Genomic DNA, 24731 nt, shown 5'->3' on the forward strand with positions numbered 1-24731 from the left:
TCTCTACACAGGTCGGAAACGATCGATCTCGCCTCCGGTCAAGTTTGCGTAATACAGATTACCATCAGGGCCAGTGGTGATTTGTGTAGGCAGTCCTAGATTAGGCCTGTCTGTTTGGGAAGCAAACCGCTTAACTGAGGTAACTTTACCTTGACTATCTAATATCAAAGCATCGATAGTTCCTTGACTGAAATCACCAATGAATAAGGCACCTTGATAGATTGCAGGGAAAGTATTACCTGTGTAAAAGTCACCCACTAGGATCGAATTAGAACCAGAATGCTTGTAAGTGTACAGTGGTTCTGTAACAGATGAGCCACTATTATAGAAGGCTTTTGCTGCATCTAAATTAGCGTAGACTGGTTGTTTCAGACTGACGACATTACCATTTGCATCAAGGCCACCTTCATAGAAGGGCCAGCCAAAGTTAGCTCCTGGTTTTCCGACATTCACCTCTTCGTAAGTACCGAAGCCAACATCGCCAATATAGGGGGTATTGGTCTTTTTATCAATTGTGAAACGGAAGGGGTTACGCAGACCGTAGTCATAAACTTTGGAAATATTGCTATTGGCGTCACCGTTGTAGAAAGGATTGCTGGATAAGCCTTTACCCGTAATCGGGTCAATCCGCAGAATCTTGCCGGATAGATTATTTTTATCCTGGACGCGAATTGCTCGCGGGTCTACTCCATTGTAGGAAGTACCATCTCCTAAGCTCACAAATAGAGAACCATCAGTACCAAAACGCACAGAACCAACTGAGTGAGATTCACTATCATTGGCTATAAAATTCTGGATATTTTGGACTTTATCGAGATTATTGAGATAATCCTGCAAGCTAGTAAACGGCTTACCAGTATCTTTGTTGAGAATTCCTGATGGTGCATAGCCAAGTGAAACATTTGTGCTATTTCCATCTGGGTGGCTGATATTTGCCCAAGTGCCATTTGTGCCGAGTAGTACAACTTCGCTGCCAGCAATTGCAGTAGTGTAATTAGTATTGGGGTCAGCTGTAAAGCGACTTAGGCGTGCAGTACGATTCCCATTTTGATCGGGATCGTCCAATGTGCTATTGGGATTATTATTAGGATTGCTTGTATTAGTTTCTGGTGGATCGTAGGTATACAACAGGTAAACATAGTTGTTGCCGTTTGGACTTTTACCAAAATCTGGATGTACGGCAATGCCTAAAAGACCGCGATCGCGCGTATCATTTACTTGTCCGCTAATATCAGTAAACGGTGTTGATAATAAGCTACCGTTTTTCATGACTCGCACTACCCCATTTTTCTGGGCAATGAACATACTGTTACCATCAGGTGCCCATTCAAAAGCTGTAGGTTGATTCAAACCAGAAGCTACCTTATCTAAAGCAAAATTACCAGAGTCATTATCAATAATAGTGATACTTGTCTGTTGATTAGTTAACTGCACTCCAACTGGGTTACTTAACTTCAAGGTAAATGTTTCATTTGATTCCCCAATGTTGTCATCAACAATGGGGATAACAATGGTGTTACTGGTTTGTCCAACTGCAAAACTCAAGTTTCCAGATACAGTTTTGTAATCAGATCCAGCTTTAGCAGTCCCATCTTCGGTCGTGTAGTTGACGCTAGCAGCCGCCGAAGCGTTGCCTCGTGTAACTATCACCTTAGCATTACCGTCACCTTCATTAACTACTGTCTGACTAAAATCGAGGCCGGAGCGATCGTTGTCTTGAATTGTAATTGCGAGAGTTCTTTGGACTCCTAGTGTTGCCCCCTCTGCCTGATCGATGACAAAATTAAAGGTTTCATCTCCTTCTATCAAGGAATCATCATTGATCGGAATCGATACCTGTGCGCTACTTTGTCCCGGCGCAAAAATCAGTGTTCCAGCAGTTTCAACGCCTTCACTGCCATAGTCAACTCCTTTTGTAGCAGTATTAGCTATAGTCGCATACTTAATTGAAGATGTACCACTTGTATCTCCAGTTCTAATTAGTTTGACGGTAACACTACCACTGTCTTCGTTCACAGTCATCGAAGACGAACCTAAGGTGATAGTGGTCGGAAGAAATGGTGAATAAAGTTGAGACTGAGGAATGATTTCCTTCGCCTGAGAGGCGCTTGACCAACGCAGTTGAGAAACGGCATTGCCTTTATTTTCGTAGTACTCAAGTTTAATATCGTACTTCTGACCTGCAACCAATGCGATCGAGCCACTAGATTCAGTGGCAGCTTGATCGACAAACTGACTGATGATTTGTTGACCATTCACCCACAGTCGCACACCATCATCAGCAGTAGTGTAGAACTTGTAAGTTTCGCTGTATTTGGCTTCTACCTGACCTGTCCACCGCACTGAGAAAGTATCTGCATCAATCGACGGAGCGGGAGAATCAGCGCCCCAGTTAAAGTTCACCGTCGGATTTGTAGTAGTTATCTTCAGATTGGTGAAGTCGATGTTGTCGTAGTACTCTCCTTTGAGTCCATTGCCACTACTAGGTGTGCTGACATTACTATACAGTTGCGACTGAGGAATGATTTCCTTCGCCTGAGAGGCGCTTGACCAACGCAGTTGAGAAACGGCATTGCCTTGCTTTTCATAGTACTCAAGTTTAATATCGTACTTCTGACCTGCAACCAATGCGATCGAGCCACTAGATTCGGTGGCAGCTTGATCGACAAACTGATTGATGATTTGTTGACCATTCACCCACAGTCGCACACCATCATCAGCAGTAGTGTAGAACTTGTAAGTTTCGCTGTACTTGGCTTCTACCTGACCTGTCCACCGCGCTGAGAAAGTATCTGCATCAATCGACGAATCGGGAGAACCAGTACGCCAGTTAAAGTTCACCGTCGGATCTGTACGAGTTACCTTCAGGTTGGTGAAGTCCATGTTGTCGTAATACTCTGCCTTGAGTCCATCTCCTTGAGAGAGTAGGCTAGAGCGAGCAGAAATGCTGGTTTGTCCTTGGTCAATACTTTCTAGAGATGATTTAGTAGTAATTACTGGACTTACAGATGTTGATAAGTTTTGATTTGATGCCATAATTAATGTTTCAAGATTAATTTTACATTGAATATTCCAGCAAAAAATGCATCATGAAGCTTGATATAAATATACTGATAAGCTAATAATTGATTAACTTATAAATATATATTTAGTAATTACTAATCATGAATAATTAATTGAAGAATATATTAGTCTTTGTTTTCTTTCAAAAATTTAGTAAATTTTTGATACCTTCTAAATTTTATTGATGTGCAGATGCATATCAGCAAGGCAAGCAGTGCTTAAGAAAGCAAATACATGCGTAATTAGTCAAATGCAATAACTTTACATAGATTACTTAAGTATTCTTTTAGTGCTTACACATTTGACAATAGATGGCGGTGTTATGTCTATCTTCTGTATGGAACTTTGTTTAAATATTCATATTGATATATCCTTTTTTAAAGGAATATAAAAGTTTTGCTGATGTTTAAATAAAAAATGCCAAAATATCGGATAATCTAATGTGCTTATCTACAAATTTATTAACTATATAAAATTTGTATAAAGAAAAATTTTAATATTTAAAGATTTGAAAAATTAATATTTATCTATACTTCATTTTGACTATTACTTTATCTTTTTGTTACCAGAACCAGCAGAAATATAGTAATAACCTAAAATCAGTGGAACAAAAACTTTTATCAGAGGGGGGGAAAGGGTAAAGGTTCAAGGGGAAGGGGACTTTTGCAGAACCTTTTCCTGACAAATGCCAAGAAGTCTCTTGTTGTGAGTGGATTATCCTGTAAATCGCTATGGGACAGTTTCTCTTCTCTACAAGAGGCTACGCCCTAAGCGTTCGCGTTGGCGTTCGCGTTAGCGTCTCTGAAAGAGAAGCCTCTCGTTGGCGCAGCCTCTCGTAGAGAAGAGAAGCTATGCCGCAGGCTTTACGAGGCGCTGCGAGCAAAGAATTGTCAGCATCCGAAACCCTCTGTTTCGTTCATTTACAAAAGTTTTCAATTTACTCTAAGTCAGAAAAATTATAAGTTTGACGTTGCACATTCCCACTTTCCCCTAGACTAAGGGCAGCAACCTTGTTCAAACTGGCAGAGGAAAGTGGACTTTGACTGAGACAAACAATTTAAACTCTACCATCCAGAATCTTTCACGCAGGGAATTGCGGGATTTAGTGCGGACTCAGCTGCAAATGCTCCTAGAAGCAGGAGACTTGCAAGGAGCAAAATCAATTCTCGTACCCGTGCAGCCTGCGGATATCGCCGAGGCGATTGAGGGTTTACCAGAAGCGATGCACGCTTTGGCTTTTCGCTTGCTTTCTAAGGATGAGGCGATCGAAGTTTATGAATATCTTGACTACAGTGTTCAAGAACGGTTAATTGAAGAACTTAAAAGCCAGGAAGTCTGCGATATTGTCGATCAAATGTCGCCGGATGACAGAGCTAGGTTATTTGATGAATTACCGGCAAAAGTCGTCAATCGCTTGCTAGAACAACTGAGTCCAGCTGAACGTCAAGCTACAGCCCAACTATTGGGTTATGAAGCTGATACAGCTGGGCGAATTATGACGCTAGAGTTGATCTCGCTGAAAGAAAATTTGACAGTATCTCAAGCTCTAGAGCGAATTCGCAACTTAGCTAATGCCAGTGAAATGATTTATTATCTTTATGTCATGGATGCGGCAAGGCGCTTGACGGGGATTGTATCGTTGCGGGAATTAGTAACGTCTCAGCCTGAGCAAATGATTGGCGAAATTATGACCCGTGATGTGGTGTTTGTCTACACTGATACAGATCAAGAAGAAGTTGCAAGATTAATTCAAAGATATGATTTTTTGGCTGTGCCTGTAGTAGATCGAGAACAGCTTCTAGTAGGTATTGTTACGGTGGATGATGTAATTGATATTCTGCAACAAGAAACCACCGAGGATATCTATGCTTTGGGTGGTGGCGTGCAGTCGGGGGGCGACAATTATTTTCAAATGAATTTGCTGGAAATCGCTCGGAAACGGGTTGTCTGGTTATTGGTCTTACTTGTAACCAATACCGTTACAGGCACAATTATTAAGTCGCAAGAAGATATTTTAGCAAAAGTGGTGACACTGACGGCCTTTATTCCCTTGTTGACTGGTACTGGGGGTAATGTAGGCGCTCAATCTTCCACAGTGGTGATTCGCGGGATGAACACCGATGAAATCCGATCGCGTGGTGCATTGCAAGTAATCAGCCGAGAAGCGATCGCAGGCGCTTTATTGGGAGGAATGTTAGGTGCGATCGCTACTGTCTGGGCTTATTTTCTGCAAGGACGATTAGAAGTAGCGATCGCTGTCGGCACTAGTTTGGTAGCTATTTCTATTTTGGCTTCGATCTCCGGTTCAGCACTGCCATTTCTATTTCGCTATCTGCGTTTAGATCCGGCATTAATGTCAGCGCCGTTCATCACCACAGCAGTTGATGTCGTAGGTGTTTTGATTTACTTCAATTTGGCGCGGATAATTTTAAAGTTATGAAAAAAGTCATTGGTCATTGGTCATTGGTCATTAGTTGTTGGTAACAGACAAATGACAACGGACAAAGGACAAATGACAAAAGACAAAGGACAAATGACAAAAGACAAAGGACAAATGACTAACTTAACTTTTACAATTCTGATTCCGTATCTGGAGCAACAATTTCGCCAGTACCCAATTGCAGTATCATGTCCTGGTCAGTAATCAATCCGCTAAGTTCCTTCACTTGTAAATTCATGTCTTCACAAGCTTGTCTAAGTTCTCTGGCAAATTTGTTGAGGTCTTGACCATAGCCACATTGATAAGCAGCAGTTTCAATTCCTTGCTGGGCATTTGCTCTAGCACAATCTACTAGTTCTCTGCCATTCAATGGTGTAGGAGATGCCATAGACGTAGTTATTATTTATTAAATGTTTGCTGCTAGATAGACTATCAATATTCCCACTTTTACTCATCCCTCCAATGGAAGACCATCAGGGTATAATTTAGAAGTAATTATTTTTTCTAATTAGTCATTAGTTCTTTATTCAAAGTGAATAACCAGTGACCAATGACTAATGACTAATGACTAATGACTGAACTTTTTACTTACCCATTGACAACATCTCCACCATTGACATGTAACACTTGTCCAGAGACATAAGAAGCATCATCAGAAGCTAAATATACGTAGCTAGGAGCAACTTCTTCAGGTTGTCCGGCTCGTTCCATTGGTACTTGTTTACCAAAAGTTTCAACTTTCTCTTCGGGGAAAGTTGAAGGAATTAAAGGTGTCCAGATTGGCCCTGGGGCGACAGCATTAACGCGAATTCCTTTGGATACCAAATTTTTTGATAAGGAGCGAGTAAAAGCAACGATCGCACCTTTTGTAGAGGAGTAATCTAGTAGTTGTGGGCTACCTTTATAAGCTGTTACCGATGTGGTATTGATGATAGCACTGCCCGTTTGTAAATGCTTGAGTGCAGCTTTAGTCATGAAAAACATTGAGAAGATATTAGTGCGGAAAGTTCGCTCTAGTTGCTCTTCGGTGATTTCTTCAATACTTTCTTTCGGATGTTGTTCAGCAGCGTTGTTGACGAGAATATCGAGTTTGCCAAACTCACCAACTGTTTGTTGTATGGCTTGCTGACAAAAAGTTTCATTGCCAATATCACCTGCAATTGTTACTGCACGACGCCCTTGTTTTTCTACCAAATGTTTTGTTTCTTTGGCATCATCGTGTTCATTAAGGTAAAGAATAGCTACATCTGCACCTTCTTTTGCAAATGCGATCGCAACAGCACGACCAATCCCACTATCTGCACCCGTAATCAATGCTACCTTATCTTGTAACTTCCTACTACCCCGATACTGAGCATCATCTGCTTTGGGTTTGGGTGTCATTTCTGATTCAACACCTGGTGTTTCTTGTTGCTGTGGCGGTTGTAATTTTTGCTCTTTTTTCTCTTTTGGTTCTTTTGATTTAGCCATCTGTTTTACCTTAGTCATTGAGTATTGAATGAGTGTTGAAAAATGGGAATTGGGCACTAGTTATACTCCATCTTTCTCCTATTCCCTATTTCATAACTAAACCTTGGATCGAAAATTCAATCCAAGGTTTATTTTTTGCTTTGGCTCTCACTAGCCATTCGCAATTTTAGGCATTTCTATCCTGGATGTTTGCCAAACTTACTTATTCCTAGCAACTGTACGCGACTTACATTATTTATCCTCACGCTTGACCATGAAATAAGTACACAACTGCGATGCGATGAAGAATTTCTCTTTTTCACCTGCTTTCAAATTAACTATTATGTTGCTCTACTTTATCGCCCCCTAGAGGTAAACTAAGCTGCAACTAGCTCAACCTTAAGAGGGAAAAGAAATTAAAGAAGTCAGCGATTTCCGAGTTGCTATAGCTCGATCGCTCTTTGCGGACTTCCGGAAATTTTTTACAAAACTACCTGAATCTTGACACGGCAACTATACATCGTCCAAAAGGGTGCGTGGTGCGCTACATTGAGATTATTAGAGGGCATGGGTTATGGCAACATTAAATATTTCCGAGTTAGAACAGGTTGAAAAGTTTCGCCACTTACAATTAACCCTGCGCGATCGCTGGAAAACCAGCGAAATATTTGACAATAGTGAAGCGGATATTTTAATTATTCCCTCCTTGAGTCTTGACCAGGGAGAACTCCAAAAGATCGAAGGCTGCGAGCATTATGAAGAAAGATTACTATTTTCCTTAATTCGGTTGCGGAATCCCCGAACTCGACTGATTTATGTAACATCAGTACCGCTGCATCCGAGTATCATTGATTATTATCTGCAATTGTTGCCAGGAATTCCCTTTTCTCATGCTCGCAATCGCTTGCTGTTACTTTCTACTTACGATTCCTCTTTTAAGCCTCTGAGCCAAAAGATTTTAGAACGCCCACGCTTGCTAGAGCGAATTCAGAAATCTTTGAGGCTAGACAAATCATTTATGATCTGCTACAACTCTTCGCACTGGGAAGGCGAATTGTCTTTAAAATTGGGTGTACCACTGTATGCGGCTGCACCAGATTTACAGATTTGGGGAACAAAAAGTGGCAGTCGGGAAATCTTCAAGGAAAGCGGAGTACCGCATCCAGATGGCAGCGAAAAAGTTTGGAACCACAAAGATTTAGCAGAAGCTACCGTTGATTTGTGGGAACGCCAACCAACATTAAAACGGGTAGTAGTAAAACTTAACGAGGGCATTTCTGGAGAGGGGAATGCATTGTTGGATCTTAGACCGATTGAGAATTTAGCACCAAACACTGGTACTCATGCCGAAAGGATAGCAGCAATTAGCGATCGCTTATCAACGATGCGCTTTCAAGCAAAACAAGAGACTTGGGATAGTTTTTTGGGAAAAATGCCTGAGTTAGGGGCAATCGCTGAAGCATTCGTGGAAGGGGAAATTAAGCGATCGCCCAGCGTTCAAGGACGGATCACGCCCCAAGGCGAAGTGGAAATCCTTTCAACTCACGACCAAATTCTCGGAGGCCCAGACGGTCAGATTTATCTTGGTTGCAGTTTTCCTGCTGATGAAAGATATCGATTGCAATTACAGCAATTGGGACTTCAAGTTGGCAGAAAGCTAGCAGATAAAGGCACTTTGGAGCGGTTTGGTGTAGATTTTATCGCCGTTGACAAGGGTAATGGAGACTGGGATATTCAGGCGATCGAAATTAACCTGCGTAAAGGCGGTACAACGCATCCATTCATGACCTTGAAATTATTAACGAACGGTCGCTATGACCTTTCCACGGGTTTATTTTATAGTCAACAAGGTCGTCCAAAATACTATGTTGCCACTGATAATCTGCAAAAAGAGCGCTATCAGGGATTATTACCCAATGATTTAATGGATATCATTGCTCACCACAGACTGCACTTTGACAGCGGTACAGAGACAGGTACAGTCTTTCATCTTATGGGCTGTCTTTCGCAGTTTGGCAAGGTGGGATTAACCAGCATCGGTGATTCACCGCAACAAGCACGAGATATTTATAACAAAGTTGTCAAAGTTCTCGATGAAGAAACCCGCAACGACAATTGTGATTTCTCGGCGTTTTCAGATTATTCCTTTCCTGTAGTTTGGGATGAATTATAAGCTAACGCGCCTACATATTGCACAAACTCCGTGTAGACCGTCATTTGTCATTAGTCACTTGTACTGAGCGACTTGCCCTGAGCGTAGTCGTTGGCGCAGCCTCTCCAAGAGTTGGGAGTCGAAGTATTTGTCATTAGTCATTGGTCATTTGTCATTTGTTGGGATAAGGGGCGGGGGAAAGGGGAAAGAAAAAACCTTTAACCTTTACCCTTTAACCTTTACCCAAATCCAATTCCGAGTTAGAAATCCACAAAGCGTGCAGTTAGGGGCATATGTTGTGCCCCGCTGATTAGTTCTAAATGGGCCGATCGCTGTTAGGTAAATTTTGCTGGTTGTTTTGCGGTTTACCAGATTGCAATTGCGTATATATATAGGTTACTACTGCTAAAGTCAGCCCAATAGCCAACACCACCCCTACGATTCGCAAGAAATTGGGAGTAATTCTCGTAGTTAGCTGTTCACTTAGCCTTGGTTGGTAAATAGTATCATCCGTTCGTGCTTGTGTTCTGCTTTGATTAGACGCACGTCGTGGCTGATACAACGTCACATCTGATTGCACTGGCGGTCTACTTTGATTAGATCCTGGTCGCGGCTGAAACAACGTCTTATCTGGTGGAACTGGCGGTCTATTTTGATTAGATCCTGGTCGTGGTTGAAACAACGTCTTATCTGCTGATACTTGTTGACCACCTCGATCGGCTCCTGGTCGTGGTTGAAACAACGTCTTATCTGCTGGTACTTGTTGACCACCTCGATCGGCTCCTGGTCGTGGTTGATATAACGTCACATCAGGTTTGCTGGCGTTCGGATTATTCACAGGACTCTGTTGATTTTGCTCAACTGGGTTAAATGGTCTGGGAACAGTTTCGTGATTTGAGCCTTGGTTCTGTCCCGCCTGAATGGGAGGAACGATTTGCTCAGATTGGTTTTGCTTAATCGGGTCAAATGGTCTGGGAACGGTTTCGTGATTTGAACCTTGATTGAAACCAGATGGAGGGCGAATAACGGTATCGTCGTTTGATTGTCTGGGAACAGTTTCGTGATTTGAGCCTTGATTGAAACCAGATGGAGGACGCAGAATCGTGTCGTCGTTTGATTGTCTGGGAACCGTTTCGTGATTTGAACCTTGATTGAAACCAGATGGAGGACGCAGAATCGTATCGTCGTTTGATTGTCTGGGAACCGTTTCGTGATTTGAGCCAAGATTTGAAGAAGTTTGCGATCGCCCAGTAATTTCTCCGGGTACGCTAGATTCGGTAGCAAATTTGGCAGCAGCTTGCAAAGCCTGATTCAGTTCTTCTACGGTTGCAAATCGGTTGGCTGGGTTCTTGTGGAGGCATTTCATTACCACGGCTTCTAATTGTACGGGTAAATGCTCGCACCCTGGTTGCTCGCGCAGTGGTTTTGGTGGCTCGTAAGCATGAGCTAATACCCAAGAAGCCTCACTCACATGACTACCCTTAATGCTGATTCCAAATGGGTCGGCTGCACTCAGCATTTCATAAAGGATAATCCCTAAGCTGTAAATATCACCTCTAGCATCCAGGTTGCGATCGCTTTGGATTTGTTCGGGAGGTGCGTAACGAAATGTCCCAATAAATGTACTAGTTATATTTGTAATATTGGAATTTTCTGAAGATTCACTACGAATTTTGGCAACACCAAAATCTAAAACCTTCACCCATTCTCCTAAATCTGTGGGCATCAAAAATATATTATCTGGCTTCAGGTCGCGATGAACTACCTGAATATGTTCAGTAGTTTTGCCGCCATCCCGTTGGAGAGTCACTCCTTGATGGGCAAGCTGTAAACCTTTACAAACTTGCGCCATAATCTTCACCGTCCGCTCAACAGACAGCCGCTTTTCGCGCAGCAGTAATTGCCTGAGCGTTTGCCCCCGCAAATATTCCATTACATAAAATGGAAAACCTTCCGGGGTTACACCACAATCACTAATCTTAACAATATGGTCGCTTTGCAAAGCAGCACAAACTGCCACCTCCCGCTCAAAACGCTTTCTCATTTCCAGTGATGCCACTAGCGTATCTTTGAGCAACTTCAACGCTACCTGCTGACCAACACGGGTGTCCGTTGCTAGGAAAACTTCTCCCATGCCACCCCCGCCTAACCGTCTGTCTAAACGGTATCGCTGGTTATCACCGACGAAGCGACCATTCCAAGAATTTGAAGAAGGTGGGGATTTCATCTGGGGCAACCCATCCTAGTTACTTTAAGTGTTAACTTTATTCAGAGATAATACTAGTATTACAAATATGATTGCTTCATAACTTAGATGAATATTAGTAATATATACTACTAGTACTTGTCTAATTATACTCAGCTTAACATATTAGTAACTTAAAGTAATATGATAAATTTGATAAAATGTTTAAACTTTAGACCTAATAGCAGTTTAAATTTGTTCCTGATATTAAGTTAGCGCAAGTTGCCGAGAATCGTCACTTCAGTAGTACTGAGTGACTAAAAGAGTTAAACGGTAGAGCGCAAACTAGGAACCTAGTGCCGCAAGGCGGAATTCAAAATTCACGCATTCAAAATTCAAAATTAATACAGCATAAGCGTTTTATTGATTTTGAATGGGTGGTTTATTTACGCTGTGTTGTCTAGCAAGTCAAACTTTACGAGACAAGTAATTGAATTTAAGACTCTGATTAAATTACACTGCTAATTTTGCTCGGCTAATCAGGAGGCTAAGATGGAAAGCAACACCACAACATGGTGGATATATGCATTATTGTCAGCTAGCTTTGCAGCATTGACAACTATCTTTGCCAAAATTGGGATAGAAAATGTGAATGCTAATTTAGCAACAGCAATCCGAACTGTTGTCATTTTAGTAGTTGCTTGGGGGATTGTATTTTTTCAGGGGAACGTAGTTAATATCTTAGCTTTACCCCAAAAAACCATGATTTTCTTATTATTATCTGGAGTATCTACAGGGTTATCATGGATTTTTTACTTCCAAGCCTTACAAGCAGGAAAAGCTTCCCTTGTTGCACCAATTGATAAATCAAGCTTGGTATTAGTTTTATTATTTTCAGTCATTTTTTTGGGAGAAACATTAAGCTGGAAAATCGTTTTAGGAACTGGGTTAGTAGTCATCGGTACTTTAGTTTTAATCATTTAAAATCTTAATTAAGCTCGACTCACTCTAAAATTAAGAACTCGGTTTTCTTTATCCGACAAAACCTAGCTTTTTAGCAAATACTTTTTCCACATCACAGATTATCGATGAAGTGAAAAAAGTAAAACTAAGCTAACGCGCCTACATATTACACAAACTCCGTGTAGACCGTCATTAGTCATTAGTCACTTGTACTGAGTTTCGACTGCGCGGTAATCGAGCGAAGTCGAGATTCAACTACCGCGAAGCCGTTGGCGTGGTCACTGAGCGTAGTCGAAGTGCAGCCTCTCCAAGAGTTGTATTTGTCATTTGTGTTTACCAACTGGACTTTGGACAATTGACAAAGAACAACCTCTCCTGAAGGAGACGCTGCGCGAACACCAGTTAATGTGCTTTTCTTTTTACGTAACAGCTTACTATCCCATAAAGGTTTAAGTTTAAGCATTCGTGCTGATAGTCTTGGCGACAACAGGACTTAAAGTTTTGCAAAATATATTCTATTAATGTACTCTGGCGTACATGATTAATATGTGCTATTGCCATGAGGAATCAGGATGAGTAATGTGCTCTCGATAGCCGCAGTGACAGCAGTACTAAAAGTCTTGCTGGAAAATGGTTTAGTCAGCGATCCGATCGCTGCTAGTGTTGGTGATGTGATTGTAACTGCCTTACCGCCCGATCGAATTTCAGTTGAAGCTGACGAACGCGCCCAAATAAACCTTTTTCTCTATCAAGTGACGCAGAACCGCAATGTCGATTGGGTATCTCAAGAATTTCGGAGCAGGCACTCACGGATTAATGGAAACCCACGCTCTCAGACTCCACCACTAGCTCTTGACCTTCACTACTTATTAACAGCTTACGGAGCTAAGGATTTTCAGGCGGAGCTTTTACTCGGCTATGCAATGCATTTATTACACAAAACACCAGCGATCGCATCTGATATTATTGAAAATACTTTGATAAATGCATCTACAACCAATACCTCAAGTGCTTTTTCCCAAGCCGTAGCAAGTGTGTCTGTATCCGATTTAGCAGAACAAATTGGGCAGATCAAACTGACTCCAGAGTTTTTTAACATGGAAGAAACTTCTAAGTTATGGTCTGCTTTACAAACACACTATCGACCTTCAGCTACCTATTTAGCATCAATGATATTGATTGAAAGTAGTAAATCTGACAAAGAAGCAGGTTTCTATATGATGCCCTTGTCTCAACCGAATATAGAGCAAGTTATAGCTCAGACTAAAACTGAACAAATGATTGTTGCAGGTACAAAATTAGTAATTCGTGGTAAACGGTTACGCGGTGAAATCACACGAGTTCGTTTTAGTAATACGGAAACATTACTAGTACCTCAAGAAGTCAAAGAAACGCAAATCAGCTTATTAGTCCCCCCAGATTTATACGCCAGCGTTCAGGGTGTCCAAGTTGTACATCTAACAATGGGCTATGCAGAGCAAACGAATTATCTAGTTGAATCAAACGTGGCGGCTTTTGTCTTACATCCAACAATTACAGCATTCGTCACTCAAGTAGAAAATAGCGGTGAGAATTTACGCGCAGCAGAAATTATCGTTAAATTCCAGCCGAAAGTAGGTAAAGAACAGCGGGTAGTTTTGCTACTTAATCAGGTATCAGGTGAGAATCCGGTAGCTTACTCTTTTTTGGCTGCACCACCTACCCAAGACACTGATGCGATCGCAATTCCGATCAAAAATGTCAAACCAGGAACTTATATTGTCCGAGCGCAAGTAGATGGCGCCGAAAGTCCACTTCACAAAAATCAGTTAGGGGAATATGATTCGCCACAGGTGACAATTTTATGAATGCTACAACAATTAATCACAATTGGGATGAGGCAAACTACCGCTACCTATCAGCAGCTCTGGCTGTAGTGCGTGATATTTTGGAAAATCATACGGCAAAAGAGCAAAATCAACCACAAGAGAACCACCAAGAGCATTTACAGCAGGCGTTACAGGAAGCTGTTGCTGCTATGCCTGCACCATCGGCATTGGAGAGAGTCTGCAAAATGTTTCGCCTCTCATCCTTTGAACGTAATTTGTTGCTGTTGTGTGCAGGTATGGAATTAAATGGAGATTTTGCCAAATTGTGTGCCATCGTTCACGACGATTCACAACGAGCTTACCCAACTTTGGGTTTAGCTTTGGCAGCTTTACCTAACGTCCATTGGGATGCGATCGCTCCAAATGCTCCCTTACGTTATTGGCGGTTAATTCAAATTGGTGATGGTCATGCCCTAACTCTTAGTCCCTTGAGAATTGACGAGCGGATTTTACATTATCTCACGGGTATTCAATATCTTGACGAACGGCTAGCTAGTATCATTGAGCCATTACCAGAGGTTAGCGATTTAGTACCCTCGCACCAAGATTTAGCAGAGCGAGTTGCAGCAGTTTGGTCGTCAGCTTATAAGGTTGATAGCTTACCAATTATCCAGTTATCTAGTGGTGAAACTGCCAGTAAACGTGCCATTGCCGCCACAGTTTGTCACCTTCAGGGTTTAAGCTTGTGGGTAATGCCTGCACAAGTCATTCCTTTAGCACCTGGCGAGTTGGATAATCTCATTCGCCTCTGGACTCGCGAGACGATTTTAAGTAAGAGTGCCTTACTGATAGACTGCAACGAACTGGATACTAATGATACAGCGCGGCTGAATGCGATCGCTCGTTTCATCGAACGCACAAAGGGCTTTTTAATAGTTACGAGTCGGGAACGGATCGGCTTATCACAACGCCTAGTAGTTAATTTTGACGTACATCAACCAACTAGCAAAGAACAAGGTGCAGTTTGGCAAGATGCATTAGGAGCGAGTGCATCGCAAATGAATGGGCAAGTCAAAACCTTAGTGGATCAGTTTAACCTTAGTGCTGCAACCATTCGCGCTGCTTGTGCAGAAGCCGCAGGACAATTAGCACAAACACCAGAAAGCGATATCACTAGCATTTTATGGGATGCCTGCCGCGTGCAAGCACGTCCGCGCTTAGATGAACTCGCCCAACGGATTGAGCCATCTGGTGATTGGGATGACTTAGTATTGCCAGAGGCACAGAAACAAGTTCTCCAGGAAATTGCGGCTCATGTGCGCCAACGTAGTACTGTATATAATAATTGGGGTTTTGGGGGCAAGAGTGCTAGGGGATTGGGAATCAGCGCTCTATTTGCAGGTAGTAGCGGCACTGGTAAAACCTTGGGAGCAGAAGTACTGGCCCATAAATTACGCCTCGACCTCTATCGGATTGACCTATCATCGGTAGTCAGCAAATATATTGGCGAGACAGAGAAGAATTTGCGCCGAGTATTTGATGCCGCAGAACAAGGTGGAGTGATTTTGTTATTTGATGAAGCCGACGCTTTATTTGGTAAACGGAGTGAAGTTAAAGATGCCCGCGATCGCTATGCCAATATAGAAGTTAGCTATCTATTGCAACGGATGGAAAGTTACCCAGGTTTAGCAGTATTGACTACGAACTTGAAGAGTGCAATTGATACAGCCTTTCTGCGACGGATTCGCTTTGTGGTGCAGTTTCCCTTCCCCGATACTATGCAACGAGCCGAAATTTGGCGGCGTGTGTTTCCAGCCGAAACCCCAACCGCAGATTTAGATGCTCTGCAACTAGCACGGCTCAATGTTGCTGGAGGTAATATCCGTAACATAGCTTTAAATGCCGCTTTCCTCGCTGCCGATGCTGGGGAACCAGTGCAGATGAAACACGTATTGCGAGCGGCTCAAACAGAATACAGTAAGTTAGAGAAACCCTTGACTGATGCGGAAGTTGGCGGCTGGATGTGATTTTACAATCTTGAAATGGATGTTACTGATTTTCAAAATTTAGGATTGAATGCGTCCCTGTTGGCGAATTCTCAACTAACAATCGTCTCACCAGTCGCGATCGTCGTTGAGGACACTTCCATCCTCCAAAACAAGACCTCTGACGCGAGTACCAGTCCAGTCAACATTACTCACATGCTTGGCGCCACTCATATTTGTGTTACCCAGCCAAGTTTGGGTGATAGAAGCGGATCGCAATTCAGCACCACTCATGTCAGTATCCATGAACTCAACAACATCCAAACAAGCTTTAGTCAAATTGGCTCCACTCAAATTAGCACGAATCAATTTGCACTGGCCCAAGTGGGCACTAGTCAGATTGGCGTTACTCAAATTGGCATCAGTAAGATCGGCACCAGCCAAGATAGTATCAGTCAAGTTAGCTCCACTCAAATTGATTCCACTCAAGTCAATATTAATAAAAACATCTTCCATTGGTTCAGAGCCGCTGATATTAACACCCCTCAGATTGAGACCGCTAAAATCTCTTTCCCCAGCAGCATATCTTCTTCTCAATTCTTCTCCATCCATCATAGTAAACAAAATTACTCTGGTAATTCACCAAATCTTTCTCGATAGCGAGCAAGCATGGACTCCATTTGGGCAAGTTGCTGTTCGGCTTGTTCGCGTTGCTGCTCGGCTTGTTGACGCTGTTGCTGTTCTTGGTGTGCTACTTCTTCTGGCGTGGGCATTAGTTGTCCATCGGCAGTGAAAAAGCGCAACTTCGATTGATAAACTCCCAAATATAACTGCAATTGCTGACTCCATAACCAACCAGTTTCATTTGCTTGCAGTTCTTGATAACGGCCATCTAATAAATGAAATCCTTTAAATTCTAAACTTACCGGGTCAAACCAAAAATAATCAGGAGTCCGCCAAATATCTTGATAGATTTCCTTTTTCAACCCTCTATCAGTAGCAGCTGTTTTGTCAGAAAGAATCTCTACAATCACATTTGGGTATTTGCCATCTTCTTCCCAAACTACCCAGCTTTTGCGTATTTTACGTTGGGTATTTAAAACTACAAAGAAGTCGGGGCCTCTAAATTGCTCGGACTTACGCTGACGCGGACTGTAATAAATCGTCATGTTACCGCAAGCGTAAAAATCTTGACGCTCCTGCCACAACCATTCCAAACACTGAATTAACAGCAGTATTTGCCGTAAGTGAAGTTCTGTTTCCAAAGGTGGTTCATCACTGTATAAATCACCAGGGGGAAATATAACATCTTCTGGTGTGTCTTCTAAAATTATTCCTAAATCTTGAGCAGAAGACATAATAATTTCTATTTTGACAAGATAAATCTAACTTAACCCAATTCATTCACCTGCAAAAGTGATCGCTCCAGCTTTTCATTCCAGCTTTCTAGAATTATAAATCTCGCTTACACAGAGTCACTGCTGGCACAGAATAATTTCTACTTAAGTCGATAGCGATCGCCACGAAACAAATTGTATAATTTGATTCAAAAATATGCTTGAGGATGTGAGATGAGCGATCGCATATTTGGGTCTAAGAAACTAGGTATATCCACTTCAAATCCGTCGCTGCTCTCAGCAACAACTCCAACGCTGGCGAATCCAGTGCGCGGCTTTGACATCGCAAAGAAAGCTCCAATCCAAGCATCCTCTGAAGTATCAACAGACATGCAAGCTGCACAATCTGCTGGCGAACAATCCTGGGAATCACAAGCTATCAAAAAAAGGCCACTTCACGACATTAGTAGCATGGCGTTGCGTCGTCCACAAGCAAAACTGACGGTTGGAGAACCAGGAGACCAGTATGAGCAGGAAGCCGATAGGGTGGCTAATCGAGTCATGTCAATGCCTAATACTGCGATGCAACCGCAGATGACACCAGAAGAACAGACTCAAGAAGAAGTGCAAACGAAGCCTTTCGATGTTTACTTTGGGCAAAGGAAACCGGCAGGGAATAATCAGTTGCCTCATGTAGTACAACACAAAGGTGGAGTATTGCAGAGAGATGTGTTGCAGAGAGCGCCAAAAAACCCAGTAGTAACAGAACTTTCGTCAAAATTGCCACTGACGGAAGCTAATGCAAGATTAATTGACGCTTGTCATAATTTAGGTAGTATTTATGTGGATTTATCTGTAGCAAATACTGACTTAATCAGTACAAAATTAAAAATTTTCTCTATAAATTACGATATGGCTTACAGCAATTACTCAAGAGTAATTGGTCAAGGAAGAGCAGAAGCACAAAATCAAACTCTTTGGAGAGGAATATTTTTAGGAATAGGAACGGGTGTTTTAGCAGGTCTTGCCGCCGCCTATATTGCTCCTTCTACTGCTGCCGGATGGTTTGCTCTCACTCTCGCTGATGCAGGTACAGCAGCCGGTTCTTCATTTTTACAAGGTGCTGCATCTTCAGCAGTAGCTCTTGCTGTATCAGATGCCATCACAACGCGAGGCAGTGATTTACAACCTAGCGGTCTTTCACCTGATATGCTGCGAAGTAATATTTGGCAACACGTTGCATCAATGTATCGTGGTGCATTGCAAACCAATAAAGTATTAGCAAACTTACATAAAAATACCGTTATTCTTGAGCGATTAATTGCAGAAATTAGGGTACAAATTGCTGGTGGTGCATCGTCATATTCGCCAGCAGATATACTAACAGCAACTAATATTATGAACGATCGCATTAATGGAATGGCAAGTGTCTTTAGCGAGTTGAGACAAAAAGCAACTGCGATGAGTGCCTTTGGTAATTCTATTTTGGCTTACGATCCTACTAAGCCCGGAGTCGATCAAATAGAAAAAGATATTTGGATTATGTGGATGGGAACTTTAAGTAATGATGACTCTGACATTCTTGATTTAGATAATATTGAGGATCATTTGAAGAGTATCGGGATTTTAGGTAATGGTGGTTTATTAGGTGTAGATTTTGGAGACTATACCTCCGAAGACGATGAACTAGCGGCTTTAGCAGCAGCTCGTCCTCGCGCTGCAACCATACGAGGTAAGTACGATCGAACCGCTTCTCAATGGACTGCACCAAGTCCCTAAGTTAAATTTTAATTATTTACTTTGATTTGTTTGCAAAGCGTCTACTCAATTAAAGATTTTTACATCGTTTCCAATCTCCGACTGGTGAAAATACTTGTCAGGTTTTGGGGAAAAGGCAAAGAAAAAACTTTAACCTTTCCCCTTTAACCTTTTCCCCAAACCAAATTCTGAGTTCAAAATCCAAAACCCAAGTAGTATTGCGACTGGTGACACCGATTTAATTAGCACACTTTAAAACTTTTTCAACTTGTTTTGGTGCTTTGATTTCAGTAAATAGCTGAATCGCTCGATCGAAATTTATTTGACTTTCATCAGGTTTTGACATCCTTTGATTAGTTAAACCCAGTTGAAAATAAGCTTCAGCTAAATCGCATTTAGCACCTATTTTATCCAAAAGTTCAATTGCTTCTGTATGATTAGCAATAGCTAATGCAAAATCTGTTTGTTGCCGATGGATTTCTGCTAAACCATTGAGTGTTTTTGCTTTTACTTGCATATAATGACTTTCTTCAGCAAAAGTCAAAGCTTGATGGAATATTTGATTTGCCTGAGAAAATTCGCCTAAATTGACGTAGGTTTGACCAAAAATTTGCATAAAATAAACAAATCTGCCAGTCTGTTCGATCAGTTTTTCGTTCGTAATATTTTGATACGCTACATCTGCTAATTGATATGATAAATCGCACAAACCTAAATAAGAATACACCAAAGCTAAACAGACTGAAGCTTTCTCTGCCCAGCGATGATGCTCGGTATTTTGAGCTAAATAAATTACTTGTTGAAATAACTTGGCGGCTGCCTCTAGTTCCCACAAATCTATTTTGTAAAGACCAATACTTAATAAAGAATCTACCTCTAGCATCCTCAGATAGTAAACTGTATGTTTATTTTCTGGCTGAGGTACAAGTGATTTGAGTGCTTGGGTTGCGAGTGTAATAGTCTTTTCTTGACAAGCGATCGCTTGACTAATTTTACCTGTTATCCAATATAGATCGCCCAATATATTATAAAGTTCGCTGAGATTTTGGTCATCTTCCAGATTGTTAACAACTCGCTCAATTGCCGCAAGTATCGGTTGAATTAAACCCATCCGATACAATGTACTCCCAAGAGGTAAAAACTGCTGCCATTGATTATTTCGGCTTTTTAAAATGACTTTACCTGCTAACTCAAATTCATGAATTTCTATATAATGATAATATGCTTCTAGAGCTTGTAAAGCATCTTTAAAAGTTTCAATTTGTTTAATACTAGCTGTCCAAAATTCTGCGGCTTTGTGGTTGGCAATTTCCCATTCATCGGTGAGGCGTAAACGCGCGATCGCTTCTTTCCGAATCACCGGATGCAGCCAATATTCACCTTTTTCACACTCTACCAAAGATCGATTTCGCAAGGAGGCAATAATTTGGCGATGTTGATCGGCTGGAACATCCCACAGTAAACAAAACAATCCTTGTGATGAAATGCTGGGTATATCTTGGTAACGATAGCATCCCAAACGGCAAAGTAAGCGATACGCTTCGGGATCGAGGGCTTGCAGACGATTGATTTGACTAACGGCTAAATTTTTTAAATCGGTTGCGGCTAAAGGATCGGCATGATTTTCTTGCCAATAAAGAGCCATATCACCATCAAAATCCTCCTGAATCGAACCACAGAGAATCCCCATTGCTTTCGCATTACCGCCATAAGTGCGATGCATGATTTGCAAGATTGGTGAGTCGATGGCTAATCCACGGCTACTAAAAAACTGTTGCCATGCGCTTTCATCTAAACCAGGAAGTCGATAGTGATTCACATTTAACCCCGGTTCACAAAGGCGATCGCGGCTAGTAATCAAGGTAACAGATTGCACTTTGGCATCAGCTAAAATCCGCAATAGTTCTACATAATTGCGGTGAGAAGCAATTAACCCACCTTGTCGATCTAATGCAGGTTCGAGATTATCAATTAACACCCCAATCCGCCGATTGTGGAGTTGGCGCTTGAGTCGCGCCAAAGTTACCCCAAATTCTACCCCAGGTTCTTCGTCAAAATCTTGTTTAAGCCATTCCTCTACAACTCGTTCAGCAGGGGTGATATTCTGCGTTTCCTTCGCCATCAGCAGTTCCAAAACCAAATCAAACTCTTGATGGAGATATTGCTGCGCTAGAGTAGTTTTGCCTAAACCGCCTTCACCTTGAATGACAATGACTTTTGAACCTTGATTTACCAAAGTATTTAGGTGAGCGATCGCTTCTGTTCGGCCAATAAAATTGGTATCCTCTAATTTTGGGGTGGGGTGTGGCGTTCTGGAGTAATCAATCAGACTTGATATCGCAGTAGTTTTTCTCAGAACCCGTTCCAAAGTAGCGCGACAATTACTTTTGGTTATCTTTTGGCGCAATACTTTAGAAAGCAACTTCCATAACTGAGAACCAGCATCCTTAGCGTGTCCTTCCGTACAACCGTAAGCATGAGCGATATCCAAGTATTTTCTACCCAACCAAACTTGCACAAGAATCACTTTTTGCAAATCGCTCAACCGTTCCCCAGTCTGAGGGGGAATTATGGCGTCTAACCATGCTAATGCTGCTTCAGCGTCCATTGGGTAACGACAAGGCTAGTTCAGATTTTAAGGACAACTATAAATTACTTTACAGTTATATTGCTGGAGTTTTTGGATAAGATTCTGTAAACCCGACTTTTTTCCCGACTTTTCCGACATTGGCTGGAAGCCTCTAGCGAAAATCTTCTAAGTGTCACCGTGCCAAAATGGGAAAGAAGTTGCACAATTGGTGTTGAAAAACATACAAATTGTTCTGCATATAAACTAGATTCTTTAGTTTGGGAAAGTTTGAGCGTAAAATGTCAGAACTAACTGAAGGACTAAAACGAATTCATACATGGTTTACCAAAAATAGACCTGAGCAAATTTATTGTCTAGCTCCAGGACTTTCGCGTGAAGATATTGAACAAAGTACTAGATTTCTGCCCTTTAAATTAGCTGAAGAGGTTTACGAACTGTATCAATGGCGTAATGGTTCATCAGGATATAATTTCCTATTTGAAAATTATGAATTCATGTCTTTGAATGCAGCTGTAAGTGCTTACCACGAGCAAATGGGTGAAATTCGCTATCACGAGCGTGAAGAAGCATACTGGTTTGAACATAGTTTCCCTATTTTCCAACTTTGGTGTAACGGCGGTGTTTTGTATACAGTTGTGCCTAATGCACAGAGAAATAGCATCATACGCATATACGACTCAGAATGTAATGACTATTCACTGCGTTACGACAATTTGACTAACCTAATTTTGCATGGAGCAGATTGGTATGAAGCAGCTTACTTTGTGGAGAAGGAAAATGCTTGGGATATTATAAATGAAGAAATGAACTGTTTGCTTAATGTCAAGTATATGGCAAGAGATTATCTCGCAAATTCAATTACCCGAAAAGGAGCAGCAGTTTCAAGAATATGCGAGGAAATATATCAGCATTACATTAATGGCGATATTTCATCAACCAACACCTAAACTCTTTGAGATAAATTTAATCCTTAGCGATCGCATTTTGCCCTCTGCCTTTCTTGATAAAATAAAACTCATTAGGTAACATCAGCACCATCATTACTTATGGTGAAGTCAGACCCCCACCAATTGCCTAGCAGTGCTGAACTTCCTTGTTCAGACGATACTCCTGTGGATAACGAAGACCAGAATTTTATTCCTAACCTGCTTCTCTTCTTGCTGCAATATATTTGGGCAAATCGTAATGACTGGTTTTTCAGCGTGGATATGGGCGTTTACCACACCACAGGGGTTAGTCCACTTGTGCCGATTGTACCAGACGGATTTTTGAGCTTAGGTGTAGAACGCCGCAAGGAAGGTAAATCTCGTAAAAGCTATGTTGTTTGGGAAGAAAACAACATTGTGCCTATCCTGGCTTTAGAAATTGTCTCCTTAACTCCGGGTGGAGAATATGACAAAAAATTAGACACTTATGCCAAGTTAGGGGTACTGTATTACATTATTTATAATCCAGAGTATTGGCAACGCGATCGCCACCAACCTTTTGAAGTTTATCGCTTAGTAGATGGTAGCTATCAATTGCAAATTGGCGAACCCTTTTGGATGCCAGAAATTGGTTTGGGAATTGGTAGAGGGCAATACATATCTGGTAATATCCAGCGTCAGGTTTTGTATTGGTACGATCAACAAGGAAAGCGCTATCAAACTTCAGAAGAACAGCTTGAGTTAGCGCAGAAACAACTTGAGCGTTACCGTCAGCAATTTGGAGAACTGCCAGAAGGTTAAGCAGCTATTATTGGTTAGTATAAAATGCTTAATTAGTAAGAATTATTCCCCTTGGTGAACCATACTTTTGAGCGATTTCTCCTACTAATTTACAGTTTTTACGAATTTTATCATCATAATCATCAGTACCATAATCTTCATCATCATAGTTCCTGGACAACTCTGGCAGAATTGTCCCTACTGTCTCTAAAGCCTCTGCGATCGCTAACATCATATTCGTCAAACTTGGAAACCATAACTGATCTTTGTCTTCTCGTTGCAGCACTGGAGAAGTCTCAATCTGAGTTTCTGAACCAACAATAACTAGCTTGCCATTCTCATAGGAAACGAATGGCAAGCACTTTGGGTCATATATATCTGCATCTCTTGGAGAATAATATTTCTCAGCTTCCTCTAAGGATAGAAAATGAATTAAATCATCTGCGCCTTCTAACAGCTGCTCCAAGAAGCAATAATAAGTTGAGTTGTCGTTATAAGAACCATCCCAACCGTCAGGCATTCGATCCCCAGTAGGTGCACCAGCCCATTGATAAAACTCGTAAGCTTCATCAGACAGCCGGAATGGGAAAAAACTAAGTCTTCTTTCAACTTCTTCAAGACTCATGCCCTGTTCAGTAAAACGAAAACCACTACTTATTCTTTCAAGCGCCTCAGTCAAAATCGACATTACCTTAGTATCCTCATGAATTGAAATCTACTTATTGTTAGGGGTTGTCAGGGATTGCATTGTTAGAATATGACCAGAAGACAGGTAACTTTAGTAAAAATAATTTGAGTGTATTTTTGAGCTAATTAATTAAGAATTAATTGCTGCGGTAATGGCATTAGTCGAAGTATTCATATTCTTGAACAACATCCCCTTCTTCAGTCGTGGTATTACAGAAGAAAGCTCCAGCAAATTCAGTTTCGATAGTTCTAGCACCGAGCAAAGTAGCATTTTCCAAATTCGTTCCTTGCATAGCAACACTTTCTAAATTAGCATTGCTCAGATTAGCTCCACTCAAATCGGAACCCATGAGGCTCCCACCAAGCAAATTTGCTCCAGAAAGATTAATATTTCGGAGATTACATCTGCACAAACCAATTTCTGACAAATTAGCTCCACTCAAATCAATACCACTGAGATCGACTTCAATAAAGCGTCTTTCACCAGCAGCATAACGTTGCAACAGTTCTTCAGCAGTCATACTTTAGCTTCCAAAACACAGCATTTACTATTTAAAAAGCACCATTATAAAATATCTAATATAAAATTGCTAAGAAAAATTTTTTAT

Annotated in this window: 18 protein-coding genes; 8 read left to right on the forward strand and 10 right to left on the reverse strand. The window is 41.5% G+C overall.

Features of this window, described 5'->3' with window-relative positions:
- Nucleotides 1–3: 3 nt before the first annotated feature.
- A complete protein-coding gene (locus ACR5KR_RS08965) occupies nucleotides 4–3036 on the reverse strand; it encodes a PA14 domain-containing protein (protein WP_448266247.1) in 3033 nt (1010 codons plus the stop codon).
- 1066 nt (nucleotides 3037–4102) lie between these two features.
- Here ACR5KR_RS08965 and mgtE point away from each other — a divergent pair.
- Complete coding sequence (mgtE, locus tag ACR5KR_RS08970) at nucleotides 4103–5503, forward strand: magnesium transporter (RefSeq protein WP_448266249.1); 1401 nt, start codon at nucleotides 4103–4105, stop codon at nucleotides 5501–5503.
- A 130-nt stretch (nucleotides 5504–5633) separates the two neighbouring features.
- On the opposite strand, the gene ACR5KR_RS08975 is transcribed toward mgtE, so the two are convergent.
- Entirely contained in the window at nucleotides 5634–5891 is a 258-nt protein-coding gene (locus tag ACR5KR_RS08975) for a hypothetical protein (protein ID WP_094352695.1), read from the reverse strand.
- Between the two features lie 200 nt (nucleotides 5892–6091).
- The gene (locus ACR5KR_RS08980; RefSeq protein WP_445626858.1) at nucleotides 6092–6973 is read right to left on the reverse strand and encodes an SDR family oxidoreductase; all 882 of its coding nucleotides are present in this window, start codon (nucleotides 6971–6973) and stop codon (nucleotides 6092–6094) included.
- A 553-nt stretch (nucleotides 6974–7526) separates the two neighbouring features.
- Between ACR5KR_RS08980 and ACR5KR_RS08985 the strand changes: the two genes are divergently transcribed.
- Nucleotides 7527–9125: a peptide ligase PGM1-related protein gene (locus tag ACR5KR_RS08985; RefSeq protein WP_448266250.1), complete on the forward strand. Its 1599-nt coding sequence runs from the start codon at nucleotides 7527–7529 to the stop codon at nucleotides 9123–9125.
- Between the two features lie 295 nt (nucleotides 9126–9420).
- Here the strand turns inward: ACR5KR_RS08985 and ACR5KR_RS08990 are convergent, their stop codons facing one another.
- The gene (locus tag ACR5KR_RS08990) at nucleotides 9421–11331 is read right to left on the reverse strand and encodes a protein kinase domain-containing protein (RefSeq protein WP_448266251.1); all 1911 of its coding nucleotides are present in this window, start codon (nucleotides 11329–11331) and stop codon (nucleotides 9421–9423) included.
- Between the two features lie 510 nt (nucleotides 11332–11841).
- On the opposite strand from ACR5KR_RS08990, the gene ACR5KR_RS08995 reads away from it, so the two are divergent.
- The 3 genes from ACR5KR_RS08995 to ACR5KR_RS09005 all read left to right on the forward strand — a co-directional run bounded on the left by ACR5KR_RS08995 (nucleotide 11842) and on the right by ACR5KR_RS09005 (nucleotide 16087).
- Entirely contained in the window at nucleotides 11842–12273 is a 432-nt protein-coding gene (locus ACR5KR_RS08995; protein WP_448266252.1) for an EamA family transporter, read from the forward strand.
- 551 nt (nucleotides 12274–12824) lie between these two features.
- Complete coding sequence (locus tag ACR5KR_RS09000; protein ID WP_448266254.1) at nucleotides 12825–14099, forward strand: DUF4255 domain-containing protein; 1275 nt, start codon at nucleotides 12825–12827, stop codon at nucleotides 14097–14099.
- Nucleotides 14096–16087, forward strand: coding sequence for an ATP-binding protein (locus ACR5KR_RS09005; RefSeq protein ID WP_448266255.1), 1992 nt, complete (start codon nucleotides 14096–14098; stop codon nucleotides 16085–16087). The genes ACR5KR_RS09000 and ACR5KR_RS09005 overlap by 4 nt, the downstream gene beginning before the upstream one ends.
- 87 nt (nucleotides 16088–16174) lie before the next feature.
- Here ACR5KR_RS09005 and ACR5KR_RS09010 read toward each other — a convergent pair whose 3' ends face one another.
- From ACR5KR_RS09010 to ACR5KR_RS09020, 3 genes are all read right to left on the reverse strand, one after another.
- Nucleotides 16175–16660: a pentapeptide repeat-containing protein gene (locus tag ACR5KR_RS09010; protein WP_448266256.1), complete on the reverse strand. Its 486-nt coding sequence runs from the start codon at nucleotides 16658–16660 to the stop codon at nucleotides 16175–16177.
- Between the two features lie 11 nt (nucleotides 16661–16671).
- Nucleotides 16672–17403: a Uma2 family endonuclease gene (locus tag ACR5KR_RS09015; RefSeq protein ID WP_448266257.1), complete on the reverse strand. Its 732-nt coding sequence runs from the start codon at nucleotides 17401–17403 to the stop codon at nucleotides 16672–16674.
- Nucleotides 17404–17591: 188 nt separating this feature from the next.
- Nucleotides 17592–17774 (reverse strand): hypothetical protein, encoded by a 183-nt coding sequence (locus ACR5KR_RS09020; RefSeq protein WP_445626851.1) that lies wholly within the window; start codon nucleotides 17772–17774, stop codon nucleotides 17592–17594.
- Between ACR5KR_RS09020 and ACR5KR_RS09025 the strand changes: the two genes are divergently transcribed.
- Nucleotides 17773–19161 carry a hypothetical protein gene (locus ACR5KR_RS09025; protein WP_448266258.1) on the forward strand — a complete coding sequence of 463 codons (1389 nt, stop codon included), beginning with the start codon at nucleotides 17773–17775 and terminating at the stop codon, nucleotides 19159–19161. The two genes, ACR5KR_RS09020 and ACR5KR_RS09025, sit on opposite strands and share 2 nt — an antisense overlap.
- Before the next feature lie 217 nt (nucleotides 19162–19378).
- On the opposite strand, the gene ACR5KR_RS09030 is transcribed toward ACR5KR_RS09025, so the two are convergent.
- The gene (locus tag ACR5KR_RS09030) at nucleotides 19379–21748 is read right to left on the reverse strand and encodes a tetratricopeptide repeat protein (protein ID WP_448266259.1); all 2370 of its coding nucleotides are present in this window, start codon (nucleotides 21746–21748) and stop codon (nucleotides 19379–19381) included.
- A gap of 260 nt (nucleotides 21749–22008) precedes the next feature.
- Between ACR5KR_RS09030 and ACR5KR_RS09035 the strand changes: the two genes are divergently transcribed.
- Both ACR5KR_RS09035 and ACR5KR_RS09040 read left to right on the forward strand, forming a co-directional pair.
- Entirely contained in the window at nucleotides 22009–22677 is a 669-nt protein-coding gene (locus tag ACR5KR_RS09035) for an SMI1/KNR4 family protein (protein WP_448266260.1), read from the forward strand.
- Nucleotides 22678–22776: 99 nt separating this feature from the next.
- Nucleotides 22777–23457 (forward strand): Uma2 family endonuclease, encoded by a 681-nt coding sequence (locus tag ACR5KR_RS09040; RefSeq protein WP_448266261.1) that lies wholly within the window; start codon nucleotides 22777–22779, stop codon nucleotides 23455–23457.
- Between the two features lie 28 nt (nucleotides 23458–23485).
- On the opposite strand, the gene ACR5KR_RS09045 is transcribed toward ACR5KR_RS09040, so the two are convergent.
- Both ACR5KR_RS09045 and ACR5KR_RS09050 read right to left on the reverse strand, forming a co-directional pair.
- The gene (locus tag ACR5KR_RS09045) at nucleotides 23486–24124 is read right to left on the reverse strand and encodes a hypothetical protein (RefSeq protein ID WP_448266262.1); all 639 of its coding nucleotides are present in this window, start codon (nucleotides 24122–24124) and stop codon (nucleotides 23486–23488) included.
- A gap of 157 nt (nucleotides 24125–24281) precedes the next feature.
- On the reverse strand, nucleotides 24282–24644 hold the full coding sequence (locus tag ACR5KR_RS09050; protein ID WP_448266263.1) for a pentapeptide repeat-containing protein: 363 nt from the start codon (nucleotides 24642–24644) through the stop codon (nucleotides 24282–24284).
- Between the last annotated feature and the right edge of the window lie 87 nt (nucleotides 24645–24731).

The sequence above is a fragment of the Nostoc sp. DSM 114159 genome (assembly GCF_053470285.1).